This is a genomic window from Streptomyces fuscichromogenes (assembly GCF_014645815.1).
In the GTDB taxonomy this organism is placed as follows: Bacteria; Actinomycetota; Actinomycetes; order Streptomycetales; family Streptomycetaceae; genus Streptomyces; species Streptomyces fuscichromogenes.
In genome coordinates, this window is record NZ_BMML01000022.1 from 18,867 (window position 1) to 32,635 (window position 13,769).

At 70.6% G+C, this 13,769-nt stretch carries 12 protein-coding genes; 4 read left to right on the top strand and 8 right to left on the bottom strand.

The window, feature by feature from the left end:
* Window positions 1-31: 31 nt before the first annotated feature.
* Both IEZ11_RS36425 and IEZ11_RS36430 read left to right on the top strand, forming a co-directional pair.
* Entirely contained in the window at window positions 32-970 is a 939-nt protein-coding gene (locus IEZ11_RS36425) for an NAD(P)H-binding protein (protein ID WP_189267276.1), read from the top strand.
* Window positions 967-2,562, top strand: a complete 1,596-nt coding sequence (locus IEZ11_RS36430) for an FAD-binding oxidoreductase (protein ID WP_189267277.1) — start codon at window positions 967-969, stop codon at window positions 2,560-2,562. The genes IEZ11_RS36425 and IEZ11_RS36430 overlap by 4 nt, the downstream gene beginning before the upstream one ends.
* A gap of 107 nt (window positions 2,563-2,669) precedes the next feature.
* Here IEZ11_RS36430 and IEZ11_RS36435 read toward each other — a convergent pair whose 3' ends face one another.
* From IEZ11_RS36435 to IEZ11_RS36455, 5 genes are read right to left on the bottom strand one after another with little or no spacing between them, the layout of a single operon-like run.
* A complete protein-coding gene (locus IEZ11_RS36435; RefSeq protein ID WP_189267278.1) occupies window positions 2,670-3,497 on the bottom strand; it encodes an SDR family NAD(P)-dependent oxidoreductase in 828 nt (275 codons plus the stop codon).
* Entirely contained in the window at window positions 3,494-5,050 is a 1,557-nt protein-coding gene (locus IEZ11_RS36440; RefSeq protein ID WP_189267279.1) for an FAD-binding oxidoreductase, read from the bottom strand. Before IEZ11_RS36440 ends, IEZ11_RS36435 begins: the two co-directional genes overlap by 4 nt.
* Window positions 5,047-6,054 (bottom strand): alpha/beta fold hydrolase, encoded by a 1,008-nt coding sequence (locus tag IEZ11_RS36445; protein WP_189267280.1) that lies wholly within the window; start codon window positions 6,052-6,054, stop codon window positions 5,047-5,049. Before IEZ11_RS36445 ends, IEZ11_RS36440 begins: the two co-directional genes overlap by 4 nt.
* Before the next feature lie 59 nt (window positions 6,055-6,113).
* Complete coding sequence (locus IEZ11_RS36450; RefSeq protein WP_189267281.1) at window positions 6,114-7,364, bottom strand: acyl-CoA dehydrogenase family protein; 1,251 nt, start codon at window positions 7,362-7,364, stop codon at window positions 6,114-6,116.
* Window positions 7,365-7,398: 34 nt separating this feature from the next.
* Window positions 7,399-8,565, bottom strand: a complete 1,167-nt coding sequence (locus IEZ11_RS36455; RefSeq protein WP_189267282.1) for a flavin reductase — start codon at window positions 8,563-8,565, stop codon at window positions 7,399-7,401.
* Window positions 8,566-8,787: 222 nt separating this feature from the next.
* Between IEZ11_RS36455 and IEZ11_RS36460 the strand changes: the two genes are divergently transcribed.
* Window positions 8,788-10,029 carry an acyl-CoA dehydrogenase family protein gene (locus IEZ11_RS36460; RefSeq protein ID WP_189267283.1) on the top strand — a complete coding sequence of 414 codons (1,242 nt, stop codon included), beginning with the start codon at window positions 8,788-8,790 and terminating at the stop codon, window positions 10,027-10,029.
* A 52-nt stretch (window positions 10,030-10,081) separates the two neighbouring features.
* The gene (locus tag IEZ11_RS36465; protein WP_189267284.1) at window positions 10,082-10,501 is read left to right on the top strand and encodes a nuclear transport factor 2 family protein; all 420 of its coding nucleotides are present in this window, start codon (window positions 10,082-10,084) and stop codon (window positions 10,499-10,501) included.
* A 253-nt stretch (window positions 10,502-10,754) separates the two neighbouring features.
* On the opposite strand, the gene IEZ11_RS36470 is transcribed toward IEZ11_RS36465, so the two are convergent.
* The 3 genes from IEZ11_RS36470 to IEZ11_RS36480 form a co-directional block, all read right to left on the bottom strand.
* On the bottom strand, window positions 10,755-11,483 hold the full coding sequence (locus IEZ11_RS36470) for a GntR family transcriptional regulator (RefSeq protein WP_189267285.1): 729 nt from the start codon (window positions 11,481-11,483) through the stop codon (window positions 10,755-10,757).
* An 84-nt stretch (window positions 11,484-11,567) separates the two neighbouring features.
* Window positions 11,568-12,668: a zinc-binding dehydrogenase gene (locus IEZ11_RS36475; RefSeq protein WP_229713576.1), complete on the bottom strand. Its 1,101-nt coding sequence runs from the start codon at window positions 12,666-12,668 to the stop codon at window positions 11,568-11,570.
* Window positions 12,669-12,685: 17 nt separating this feature from the next.
* Complete coding sequence (locus IEZ11_RS36480) at window positions 12,686-13,765, bottom strand: zinc-binding dehydrogenase (RefSeq protein WP_189267408.1); 1,080 nt, start codon at window positions 13,763-13,765, stop codon at window positions 12,686-12,688.
* Between the last annotated feature and the right edge of the window lie 4 nt (window positions 13,766-13,769).

Below are 13,769 nucleotides of genomic sequence, written 5' to 3' on the forward strand. Positions count from 1 at the left end.
GGCCGGGGCGGCGAGCACCCAAGGAGTGCGCGTGTACCTCATCACCGGTGCCAGCGGAGGGCTGGCCCAGACCGCGGCAGAGCTGCTACTGAAGTCGGTCCCCGCCGACCAGGTCGTCCTGACCACGCGGGCGCCCGGCAACCTGCGGTCCTTCGCCGACCGTGGCGTCCACGTGCGCTACGCCGACTTCGCCGAACCGGGCAGTCTCCAGGCGGCCTTCACCGGCGCGGAGCGGATGCTGCTCGTCTCCACCGCCCAGGTCGGCTCACGCATCGGATTCCACCGCGCGGCCATCGAGGCGGCCGGGAGGGCGGGAGTCCGGTACCTCGCGTACACGTCGATCGTCGGCGCCGGCATCGAGGAGAACGACGCCGTCGTCTGTGTCGAGCACCGCGCGACGGAGGCCATACTGCGCGAGTCGGGACTGCGCTGGAACGTTCTGCGCGACTCCCAGTACGCGCAGGCGGTGGCCTACTTCATCGCTCCCGGCGCGATCGCCGCCGGGGAGATGGTCGGCGCCTGGGGCGAGGGCGGTGTCGGCTTCGTGTCCAGGGACGACTGCGCGGCCGCCGCCGTCGGCGCGCTGCTCGGCCGCGGCGAAGACGACCGGGCCTACGAGATCACCGGCCCGGAACAGCTGACGTACCGTCAAATCTGCGCGCTGATCACCGAGATCAGCGGCACGGACGTGTCCTACAAACCGATCGGTGACGAGGAGCAGTACGCCATTTTCGACTCCCTCGGCGTGCCCCGGGAATACGACGCCGACGCGCTCGCCGCCTCTCCCATCCCGTGGAACAGCGACGACATGGTGTCGTTCAGCCGTGCGATCCGGATCGGGCACATGGCGTCCCTCAGCGATGCCGTCCTGACGCTGGCCGGGCGGGCGCCGCGCTCGATGCGGTCGGTTCTGGAAGAGGCGGCGGCGACCTGGCCGCCCGCCCCAGCAGGGGTGGAGGCCGCGCGATGAGCACGGAGACGAACGCAGCGGACGACCACACGTACCTCGGCGAGAAGGCCCTGCAGGCCTTCGTCGACCTGCTCGGCGAGGACGGGGTCGTCCTCGGCGAGGGCCGGTTCCACGAGCAGTACCGGGACAAGTACTGGCACCGCGACGACGACACCTACGACCCGGCCGCCGTACTGCTGCCGCGCAGCACCGAGGAGGTACAGGCGGTCGTCCGGATCGCGAACGAGTTCGGGGTGCCGATCTGGACCTCCTCGCAGGGCCGCAACTACGGCTACGGCGGCTCCTCGCCCCGGCTGAAGGCGACCGTCGTGGTCAGCCTGACCCGGATGAACCGCGTCCTGGAGATCAACCGCGACCTCGCGTACGCGGTGGTGGAGCCGGGCGTGCGCTGGTTCGACCTGTACGACGCGCTGAAGGAGTCCGGCAACGAGGACCTGATGGTGACCGTGCCCGACCTCGGCTGGGGCAGTGTCATCGGCAACTCCCTCGACTGCGGGATCACCTACCAGCCCTACGGCGCCGACTTCATGGCCCCGTGCGGCATGGAAGTCGTCCTGGCCAACGGGGAGTTGCTGCGCACGGGGATGGGTGCCATCCCGGACAACAAGTCCTGGCACACCTACAAGCGCGGCCTCGGGCCGGTCCTCGACGGGCTGTTCGTGCAGTCCAACTTCGGCATCGTGACGCGGATGGGCTACTGGCTGATGCCCCGCCCCGAGGCGTACGCGCCGTTCTTCCTCACGGTGCCGCGGGACGAGCACCTGGAGCAGGCCGTCGACATCATCCGCAGGCTCCGCCTGGACGGCACCCTGCGCGGGGTGCCGAGCATGTACAACACCGTGACGCTGGCGGCCCAGTTCCCCGACGTGATGGGGCGGTTCGCGGGCGCCGAAGGGGCCTTCAGCGAGGAGACCCTGGACGCGATGGCCGACGCGACCGGGCTCGGCCGGTGGGCGCTGCGCGGCGCGCTGTGGGGCGACGGCCCTGTGGTGGAGCACCGGTTGGCGAAGATCCGGGCGGCGTGGAGTGCGATCCCGGGCGGACAGGTGCTGTTCGAGCGGACGTACGGGCCCGACGAGTACGACCAGATCCGCTCGATCCCCGACAAGTGCCAGGGAGGTCTGCCCGGTCTGGAACTGATCGAGGCCATCCCCGAGGGCGTCGCGCACATCGGCTTCTCCCCCGCCATCCCGCTGGTCGGCAGTGACGTGCGGGAGGTCGTCGACCTCTTCGACCGGATCGTGCGCGAGCAGGTCGGGGTCAACGTGGCCGGCGGGCTGCTGATCATCAACGAGCGGACGGCGCTGTACGTCACCGGGCTGAACTACGACTACCGGGACGCGGAGCAGTGCCGGCGGGCGTACGAAGCGGTCAGGGTTCTGGTGGCCGAGGCCGGCAGGCGGGGCTACGGCGAGTACCGCGCACACCTGGACTTCATGGACCTGGCGTCGGCGCAGTACTCCTTCAACGACCACGCCTACCGGCGGTTCTGCGAGACGGTCAAGGACGCGGTGGACCCGAACGGGATCCTGTCGCCGGGACGGCACGGGATCTGGCCGGAGCGGCTGCGGCATCTGGCGGACCGCGGCTGAGGTCCCAGATCTCGGCGGACGACGCCAAAGGCCCCGACTCATGGAAAGCGAGTCGGGGCCTCCGGCTTTGTCAGCGGCTTCAGGGTCAGTGGCTCGGGGCCGGTGGGTCAGGCGCGCGGAGCCGCTCTCTCGAACGCCGCCTCGATGCGCGCCATCCGCTCGCTCACCATCGGGTACCACTCCGGGTGCGTGACGATGTGGGTCTCGCCGCGCGCGAGGGCCGCCAGGACGACGTCACCGACCTCCACCGGGTCCAGCCAGCGCAGCTTCGCCACCTCCGGGTCCTCGGCGATGTCGTTCTGCACGAAGGCGCTGTCCGCCGCCCCCTCCGGCCTGGTCCGCAGGCTGCGGGCGATGTTGCTGCGGACCGTACCGGGCGCGAGTACGGCCGCCCCGACGTTCGAGCCCTCCCGCCTCAGCTCCTGCGCCAGCGCCTCCGTGAGGCCCATGATCGCGAACTTCGTCGTGGCGTACGCGCCCAGGCCGGGCATGTCGGCGACGAAGCCGCCCATGGAGGACGTGTTCACCAGGTACGCCGGCTCGCCGTGCCGCTTCAGCAGCGGCAGGAAGGCGTGGACGCCGTGGACGACACCGTCGAGGTTGACCCCGAGGATCCACTTCCAGTCCGCGAGGGTCATGTCGGCGATCCGTGACTCGGGACCGACACCGGCGTTGTTGAACACCAGGTGCACCTTGCCGAACCGCTCGACGACGTGGTCGGCCAGCGCCTGCACGCTCGCGGCGTCGGAGACGTCCGTACGGATCCCCACCGCCCCGACCTCCTCGGAAGCGGCCGCCAGCGGGCCCTCCTCGATGTCGGCGATCACCACCTGGGCGCCGCGCTCCGCCAGCCGCCGCGCGATGCCCTTGCCGATGCCGGACGCGCCGCCGGTCACCACGGCGACGAGCCCGCTCACCTCCTTGATCACCGTCATGAGTCGGCCTTCCGGTAGAGGGACGGCCAGACACCGTGCCGGCCCGGGGACAGGATCCCGTTCGGGTCCACCGCGTCCTTGATCCGCTCGACGAAGCGCCGGTACGCGTGGTCGTTGAAGGAGTACTGGTCGGCCGCCAGGTCCATGAAGTCCAGATGCGCGCGGTACTCGCCGTACCCGAGCGCCCCTACCTCTCTCACCAGCATCTTCGCGGTGTTCACCGCAGCGCTCACCTGCTTCTCGTCGCGGGTGTCGAAGCTGATGCTGCTCACGACGATGGCGCTGCGGTCGTTGATCGGGAAGACCGCGCAGACGAAGTTCGTTCCGGCCCGGTCGGTCACGAGGCGGTGGATCACGTCCACCACCTTGCGGACCTCTCCCCCGGTGAGGGGCACCACCGGCGAGAAGCCGATGTGGCCGACGAAGTCCGGGATCACCTCCATCAGGTCCATGCTGGGGACGCCGGCCTGCACCTTCTCCATGAACGTGGTCAGCTCGCCCCACTCGTGGCGCAGAAAGGTGCGGTGATGGTCGACGCGCGAGCCCTCGATGGCCGACCACGCCGCCCGGATGCGCCGCAGGTGGTGTTCGACGACCGGTCCGTCTCCCCACAGGGCCGTGCGCAGGCCCCAGCGTCCGATGCCGGTGCGCGTGGCGAGGGCGTCCAGTGTCTCCTCGCTCGCCGGGCCCTCGGCTCCCGCGAACTCACCCAGCAGCTCCGGGAATTGAGCTGCCATGGTGATGGTGTTCTGCAGGTTCGGCACGCCGCGGATCACTCCGTCGAGGCGGAGTTCACGGATGATGTCGACGGCCTGGGCGAGCTGGTCGTCCCGCGGGACGGTGAGGTACAGCGGCGCGTACGCCTCCGGGCGGCGCTGGAGCCAGACGCCCGCGCGCGTGACGACGCCGTAGTTGGACTGGATGAACAGCGGGTCGAGGACGGGGCCGAGGCCGCGCTGGTAGACGTGCCAGGCGGGGTTGTCCGGGATGGCGCCCATGCCGGTGCGCAGGATCTCGCCGTCCGCGAGGACCACCTCCATCCCGCACAGCTTCTGGAAGTCGGAACCGTTCGGGCCGTAGGTGACGCCGTTGTCGAGGGAGTTGCCGATGACGCTCCCCCAGCCGAGGTCGGGGATCGAGCACCACAGGTCGCCGTTGCCGGACGCCTCCAGCGCCTCGTACAGGTCGAACCAGCGCACGCCCGGCTCGACCACGGCGTACGCGAGTTCGCGGTTGATCTCCAGGACCCGGTTCATCCGGCGGAAACTGATCAGGAGGGAGCCTCGGACGCGGGGCGAGGGGCCGCCGTAACCGTTGTTGCGGCCCTGGGAGGAGGTCCACACGGGGATGCGGTACTCGTTCGCGAGGCGGAGGACGTCCCGCACCTGTTCGGTGCGGGTGGGGAACACGACGGCGGAGGAGTCGTAGGTGCGGTCGCCCTGGAACCAGTAGGGGTCGCGGTAGGTGTCGCGTTCGGCGTCGGTCAGCAGGACGGCGTCCGCGCCGACCACCTCGGTCAGACGGCGCACGGCTTCGGGCGTGAGGGGCGTCATCGTGTCTTCACCAGCCCGTCCAGCCAGGCGATGACCGGCTTGACCGTCTCGGCGGAGTTGGCCTCCAGGATCAGCCCGTGGCCGTTGCCGACGACACCGACGTCGGCCAGCGGGAGCAGTTCGGCGTTCGCGCCCACCGCGCACAGGAAGTCGACCAGGGGCGGGGACTGGGCCGCGCTGCCGGACGCACTGGCGGTCACGACGGCGACCGGGATGCCGGTGAGGCCGGGGATCCGGTGCCCCGCGGGGTCGGCCTTCAGCCGGTCCGGGGAGTCGATGGCCGGCTCGGTGGTGAGCTCGGCGTACGTCAGGCCGTAGGTGATCTCGCCCAGGCCGGGGAAGTCGGCGTACGGCGGGCCCATCGGTTCGATCGCGACGATGGCCTCGACCAGGTCGGGGCGCCGGTTCGCGGCGAGCCAGCCACCCGGGCTGCCGGCCGAGTGGGTGATCAGCACTGCGGGGCCGATCCGGTCCAGCAGGGCGGCGATGCGTTCTCCGTCCAGTCGCTGGCCCTCGGCGAAGTCGGCCAGGAAGAAGCCCATCGCCGACGTCAGCTGCTGGAACTCGGGGCCGTCGAAGGTGCGGTCCCAGGGCCACTGCGTGTGGGACTCGGCGGCTTCCGGGGGCGCGAACAGGAAGCTCGCGAACTCCAGCGGCAGCGGCGGGGCCATCGGGCCCAGTCCGTCCGGGTGGTGCGGGGAGCGCCCGTGGCCGGGGCGGTCGACGACGTACACGGCGTATCCGGCGCGCACCAGGTCGTAGGCCCAGCCCTGCCGGCCGTCCGGGGTGCCCAGCCAGTCGGTGCCCTGGCCGCCGCCACCGTGGACGAGGACGAGCGGGTGAGAGCGGGTGATCTCGACGGGCGCCAGCCACTCGACGTAGAGCGGCCCGCGCGGAAGGGTGCCGTGCGGGGTGGCGATCCGCTCACCGGGTATCCAGAAGAAACCGGTGCGCAGGGTGATCGGCTCGACCCGGTCGTCGAGATGGGGTGGGGTGTCGGTCATGGTCGGTCTTCCTGTCTCACGGCGGCCCAACAGAGAGGAGGGGAGGAGGGAGGCGCGGTTCAGCGGGCCTCGGGCGGCGGGATCTCCAGGAGCAGGTTGGCGGTGTTGCGGAACGCCTGCTCGCGCAGCATGGGATTGCGGTGGGTGAGGAGCGAGGTCATGTCGCGGAAGATCCGGTCGAACCGCTCGCCCTGCCGCATGGACCCCGAGCCGACGACGCGCAGCAGGTCGTGCTGGAGCGTCTCCCAGAGCTGGATGATGATCTCCCGGACCACGCAGGCCAGGCTCCAGTCGTCGACGAAGGTGTACTCGCGGGTGCCGTCGACCGTGGCCTGGCAGTACTCGGCGTGCTGGGCGATGACGCCGTCCAGGGCCAGCTCGGCGGTCCTGATCTTCGTCCAGGCGGCGCCGTAGTGGCGCTGGTAGTCGACGTCGTACAGCCGGAGCTGGACCGGCGGAAGCGGGGTCTTGCGGGTGCGCATGAGGCGTTCGAACTCGTCGAGGGCGTGGTAGAGGCCGCCCACGGCCAGGCTGGCCAGGGAGACGGTGAAGGTGAGCAGGCCACGGCCGGCGTACATGGGGTTGCCGTGCAGCCGGGTGCCGACCGTGCCGTCCTTCACCGGGATGTCGATCATGTTGGCGTCCTCGATGACGAGGTCGGCCGTCAGGAAGGCGTCGGTGAAGCGGATGCTCTCGGAGCCGGTGGCCTTGAGACCGGTCGACTCGCCCCAGTTGTGCAGACGCTCGAAGGTGTCCCTGGGTGCCAGGAACATGCCCATGACCGGGGCCGAGCCGTCCTCCTGCTCCACCATGCACTGGCCGAGGTACCACGTGGACTGGGGAATGCCGGAGCAGTAGTCCACCACGCCGTTGAGGACGTAGCCGTCCTGCGTCCTCTCCGCCCTGACCGTGGGCGCGGAGACCGACGCCGCCCGGAAGTCGCGGCCCGCGAACGCCCGGTCCTGGACCTCCTTCGGGTACCAGGAGGCGACGTGCAGAGCGTGGTTGGCGGCGAGCGTGAAACACCAGGCACTGCCCATGTCGCCGCGGGCGAGCTCCTTGCAGACCTTGAAGAACGTCCTCGGCGAGACCTCGAGGCCACCGTACGTCCTCGGTACGAACATGTCGTAGAAGCCGTGGGCGACGAACTGTTCGTGGATGTCGTCGGGGAGGTGGGTCAGGCGCTCCGCCTCCTCCTGGCGGGCGAGCAGTTCCTCCCGCATCCCCCGGGCCCGCCCGACGAGTTCCTCCTCCGAGGGCTCGGTGAGCGCACCAGGGCCGGTCTGCGCGGTGGCTTGTGCTGTGGTCATCTCGTCTCCTGAGCGGAACGGGTCATGGACGGGTTCAGCCGACGGGGTTCGCGTCGGCGGTGCGGCGCAGCCGGTCCTCGCGGCGCATCTCCAGCGGGCGCTGCGCGTGCTGCAGGAGCACCGCGAGAACCTGGGTCAGGTCGCCCGCCTCGTAGCCCTCGACGAGCCGGCGGTGGTCGTCGAGGAGGGAGCTGGAGGCGTAGCTGGCCGTGTCGAGAGCACGCAGGTTGAGTCCCGGCAGGCAGAGGCGGCGGTAGGTGTCGAGCAGGATCGCCGAGCCGGCGAGTTCGACCATGTACTCGTGGAAGCGCTCGTTGGCGCGCACCCAGCCCTCGGGGTCGGTGAACCGGCCGTCCTTGACGAAACCGAGGGTGTCCTCCATCAGCTCGCGCAGCCGGACCAGCTGTTCGGAGGTCGTGTGGCCGACGGTCAGTTCCGCGACGCCCGTCTCGATGGCGAGCTTGGCCTTGTAGACCTCGTCGATGATCGAGTCGGGAACGGGCGTGATGAGGTACTCCCCCGACTGGCGGCGGATGAGCCCCTCGTCGGCGAGGGCGACCAGGGCGCGGTGAACGCGGCCCGCGTCGATCCCGAACTCCTCGGCCCAGCGGGCGGTGTCGATGACCTCCTCGACGTCGCTTCCGGCGTCGAGCACGCGGGCACGGACCTCCCGCAGCACGGAGGCCTCCGGTGCCGTCTCCATCCGGCCGAAGCGGCCGCGGAAGTAGGCGAGCGGATGACCGGGGTACGACATCGCCTCCTCGACATGGGCGAGGAAGACGTAGTGGGTGCCGGCCTCGACCTGTTCGGCGACCCGGCAGATGAGGTGCGCGATGGCACCGACCAGCAGGGGCGAGCCGTTCGAGGCTGCCTCGGTGGGGACGCCCTCGTACTTGTCGGGGACACGGGAGGCGAAGCGGGTGGCCAGGTCCACGTGGTCCTCGGCGAGGACGTTCACCGCGAAGGCACCACTGTCGCGCACCGCCGCGGCGGTCGCCGAGTTCCGGTTGAGGCAGACCAGCAGCATCGGCGGATCGTCCGTGAGGGAGCTGACCGCGCTGGCGGTACTGCCGTACCGGACGCCGTCGTGCTCCGTCGTGATGACGGTGACACCGGTGGCGAACCGCCCGATGACATCGCGGAACTCCCGCGCGGTGACCGCGCGGGAGTCGAGCGGGGTGACGGGGGACGGCGTGGACATCACAACCAACTCCTCTGAGGTCCCAGCACATCGAGGGGCACATGGACGGACGCGTCGATGCGCACATCGATGGGGACTGTATGACGATCGCACAATGACGTAAAGAGGGTGGCGGTAGCTCGCCACCAGAGACATCACCCTGGTCGGCGATCCCATCTAGCGCCATTCTCTGCCTGCCTATAATATCGTCATACAAAGTTACGTGTCGAGAGGAGAGCTCCGATGAGCGCAAGCCTGTACGCCGCAGACTCCGCGCCCCCGTCTGCGGCGGAGGGCACGGTCGACCATCTCCTCGGGGTGGCGACCAGGCTCCGCCCGGTCTTGCGAGCCGCGCAGGCAGAGCACGAGGCGCTGGGCGGCTACGCGGAGACGATCCACAAACAGCTTCTCGACGCCGGCTTCTACCGGATGCTCCATCCGAAGCGGTACGGCGGCCTGGAGCTGCCCCTGGAGGACTTCCTCCGGGTCGCCACCGAGATATCGCGCGGTGACCCGGGCGTGGGCTGGTCGTTCGTCCTCGGCGCCGGACACGCGTGGCACATCGCGTCCTTCTTCCCGGAGCAGGCCCAGGAGGAGCTCTTCGCCGGGGACGTCATCGCGCCGGGCCGGACCATCCCGCGCGGCCGTGCGGTCCGCACCGCGGACGGCTACCGGCTCTCCGGCACCTGGGACTACTGCTCGGGCTCGATGTGGAGCACCCACGCGATGCTCGTCGCCCCCACCTTCACCGAGCAGGAGGAACCGCTCGGGCTGCGCGCGTACCTCGTGCCGCGGCGCGACTACGAGATCCTCGACGACTGGGGCGCCGACCGCGTCCTGGGCATGCGGGCCTCCAGCTCGAACTCCATCCGGGTCGAGGACGCGCTGGTGCCCGAGCACCTCAGCGTGGTCTACGACTTCAAGGACCACACGCTGGGCGAGCAGGGCACGATCGGCTACCGGCTGCACGGCAACCCGATGTACCTGGGCCGCACCCTCGCCTTCTTCAACTGCGAGCTCGTCGCCACCCAGATCGGCGCCGCCTGGGCCGCCTTCGACGCCTTCGACGAGCTGATGACCGCCCGCCCGACGAGTTTCCCGCCGATGATGCCGCGTACCGACTCCCCGGAGTTCCACCGCTGGTACGGCAAGATGCTCGCCCGGATCGACGCCGCCGAGACCCTGCTGCTCGCCGCGATGCGCCAGTACACCGAGCTGGGGCGGCGCTGGGAGCGCACCCGTCAGGAGTTCACCCCCGAGGACGACAGCCGGCTGCGCGGTGTCATCCTGCAGGGCGCCCAGCTCGCGAACCAGGCCGTCGACCTGGCGTTCTCCACCGCCGGGTCCAGTTCCGCGCGGCTCGGGTCGCCGATGGAGAAGTACTACCGGGACGTGGCGATGTTCAAGACGCACATCGCCGCCAAGTGGGACGTCACCTACGGATCGATGTCCCGTTACCACTTCGGCGGGCCCCTGACGTTCTGACGCGGCCGCCGCCCCGCCTCGGAGCCGCCGCCTGATCAAGAAAGAAGCCGAGATGGCCACTGACCCCAAAGATGTCGTCCGGGCCTTCGTGGACGCGCTCAACCGGCAGGACTGGGACCGGATCGAAGGCCTGATCACCCCGGACTTCACCTACACGATCCAGGCCTACGACCTGCCGGGCGCCGGCGAACCGATGGACGGGCCGACCATGCTGGAGATCCTCCCGCAGATGCTCGCCCTCTTCGACGCGACAGGTCCCCAGATCGAGATCTCGCGTCTCGTCGGCGAGGGGTCCTGGGTCGTCGCCGAGGCGGTGGGCAACGGCTCCTTCCGCGACGGAAGCAGCTACGACAACCGCTACGCGAACGTGTACGAGGTCGCCGGCGACCGGGTGAGAACCCTCCGCGAGTACATGGACACACAGCACATGGCACGGTCGTTCGCGGCCGTGACCTCCCCGTCGGACAGCTGAACCAGACAGATGCGGCGCAGGCTCCCGCCCGGGGTCCGGGCCCAGGAGTTTGCCCGGGGTCCAGGCCCAGGAGTTTGCCCGGACTCCCGGACTCCTGACGGACATCGGGGGAAGTACGCGAACGAGGCGCGCGGACCACGCGGCGAGCGTGTGCGGGCTGGAGGTGATCCTGCCCGACGGAGACCCGCTGCGGACCGGCACCGGTGCGATCAACGGCTCGAAGGCCCGGCATGTGCACCGCAGTGGGTTCGGGTCACCGCTCCTGTATCCCCTTCAGGCCGTTCAGCGCGTTGGCGGACACGCGTCGCATGTGTGTGGTGTAGACCTCGACCGCTCCGTCCGCGTCCCGCTCCCTGACGGCGGCGACGATGTCGCGCAGCTCCTGGATCGCCTCGGAGTGGTTCGTCGACATGCCCTTGACCACCAGGACGCGCACCTTGGCCTGGACACCGTCCACGAGCTGCCTCAGCACCTCGCTGCCCACGCCGTCGTGCAGGACGGCGTTGAAGGCGCGGCGGGCCTCCAGGACGTCCCGGGGCTCCACGTTCTCCTGCGAGGCGACCTCGGCGAAGTGCTCCGCCGCCGCTTCGAGGGCGTACACCTTGGAGCGGGGTGCCTTCTCGACGAACCGCCTCACCAGCAGGGTCTCCAGCGCGCACCGGACGTCGTAGAGATCGCGTGCCTCGTCGTGGGTGGGTGCCGCGACGACGGCTCCCTTCTGGGGCACGACCTTGATCAGCCCCTCCGAGGTCAGCTCCCGCAGCGCCTCACGGACCGTGGTGCGGGAGACGTCGAGCTGCTCGACGAGCTCCCGCTCGACGAGACGCCGGCCCGGCTCCAGGCGGAAGTCGAGGATCGCCTCGCGCAGCGCCGTGACGACCTGCTCGCGCAGCGGCGCGGCGACCCGGCCGACGGGACTCGTGGTCCAGGCCGAGGCGAGCGAGTTCGCGTTCGAGGTCGTGGGCTTGGCGGCCGCTGGCATGATCCCCACTCCTAGGTATTCGAATGATGGTATGAGCGTCATACAAATCTACCCCATAGGGATCTCAGGGGATCTCAGGGGATCTCAGGGCATCTCAGCGGAACCTCGTGAGGACGCCGCTGAGATCACGGAACTCCCCGGAGGCACACAGCGCCTCGTCGATCCGGTCGAGGGGAACTCCGCCGTCACGATCGGCCGGGCGTCGTACGCCCCGCTCTCCAGGAGCCCCACGCAGCGGGGCAGGTCGCGTGACATCACGCTCTGGCCGTTCTGGCAGGAGACGATCCTGCGGCCGTGGATCGCGATGGCGTTCTGCGGCAGCGAGACCTGCCCGTCCGCCCACTGCACACCCGTCAGCACGACCGTCCCGGCACGCCGGGACATGGCGACCGCGTGCTGCACGGCCCGCTCGGGGCCCGCGGCTTCGACGACCACGTCCGCGCCCCGCCCGTCGGTCAGGGAGCGCACCTGCTCGACCGGGTCGTGCCCGGACGGGTCCACGACGTCGGTCGCGCCGAGCCCGGCGGCCGTGGCGCGGCGGCCGGGCACCGGGTCCACGCCGATGATCCGGCCGGCCCCGGCGACCCGCGCCGCCTGCACACACCACAGTCCGATGTGTCCCAGCCCGACGACCGCGACGGACTGGCCCGGCCGGACCTCCGCCACGTTCACGATCGCGCCGTGACCGGTGGTGATCCCGCAGCCCAGCAGGCTCAGGTGCGCGGCCGGCAGCGAACTGTCCACCCGCCAGACCTGGCTGCGGTCGGCGACGACCAGCTCGGCGTACGCGCCGACCCCGCCGGCGGCCCGCACCGGCCGGCCCGTGGGGTCGGTGGCGATGACCGGTTCCGGGCTCTCGAAGAGACGGGCGCACTGGTCCGGACGGCCGATCCCGCAGTAGAAGCACTCGTCGCACTGCGGAGTCCCGGCGACGATCACGAGGTCACCGACACCGTAGTCGCGGGTGCCACCGCGGCCGCCGCACCGCTCGACCACGCCCAGTGCGGTGTGGCCGAGCACGACCGGCGGAATCTTGCCGCGCATCGCGCGCCAGCCGAGCCAGTCGGTGGCACAGAACGGCGCGGCGACCGTCCGCACCAGCACCTCGCGCTCGGACGGCTCGCGCAGGTCCAGTTCCCGGACCGGCATCGGAGCGCCGAACGCCTCCAGCACCGCAGCTCTCATCCCGGCTCACTCCTCTGTCAGAAGACGAAGACGCCCGAGAGATCCTCGAACCGTTCGGACCGCCGCAGCGCGGTGTCGATGTCGTCGAGCCGGTAGGTCGACGTGAGGACCGGCGCCGCGTCCAGCGCGCCCCGTTCGAGCAGGCGGACGTACGCCGGGAGGTCGCGCCGCATCCGGACGTTGCCGTTCTGCGTGCTGACCACCTGCCGGCTCTGCACGGCGAGCGGGATCTGCGGGAGCGTGACCTCGCCGGACACGTCCTTGAGGCCGGAGAGCACCACGGTGCCCGCCCGGCGGGAGATCTCCAGGGCCAAACGCTGGGCGGCCGGAGGTCCGGCGGCCTCGATGACCTTGTCGGCTCCCCGTCCCTGCGTCACCTCCCGTACGGCGTCCAGCGCGTCCTCGGGCGCGACGGCCGCCGTGGCCCCCGCCTTCAGCGCGACCGCGCGGCGCTCCTCGCGGGGTTCCACCACGACCACCTCGCGAGCCCCGGCCAGCCGCGCGGCCTGGACGGCCCACAGGCCCAGGTGGCCCGCTCCGACCACGCCCACCACCTCGTCGGGCCGGACCCGGGCGACGTTCAGGACGGCCCCCACCCCGGTCGTGATGCCACAGCCGAGCAGCGAGAGCACCTCCCACGGCAGGTCCGTGTCGACGGGGAACACCTGGTTCTGCGAGACGTTCATGATCTCGGCGTATCCGCCCACGCACCCGGCCGCGTTGACCAGCAGGCCGTCGGCGGTGCGGGCCACGTCCGGGTAGACGCCGCCGAGGTCGAAGAGTTCGGAGCACTGGTCGGGGCGGCCGATGCCGCAGTAGAAGCAGCTGCCGCACTCGGGGGTGCCGGGGACCACGACCCGCTGCCCGGCCTCGACGCCGCGCACCTCGCTGCCCACCTCGATCACCTCGCCGGTGGAGGCGTGGCCCAGGATCGTCGGGGGGACCTTGCCGAGGCGCCCGTGGAAGCTGGTCACGTCGGTGGAGCAGAACGGGGTCGCCCTGGTGCGGACCAGCACCCGGGTCGGCGCGAGGTCGAGCAGCTCCACCTCCTCGACGCTGAAGGGCACTTCGAAGGCGCGCAGCAGGGCGGCCCGCATGGTC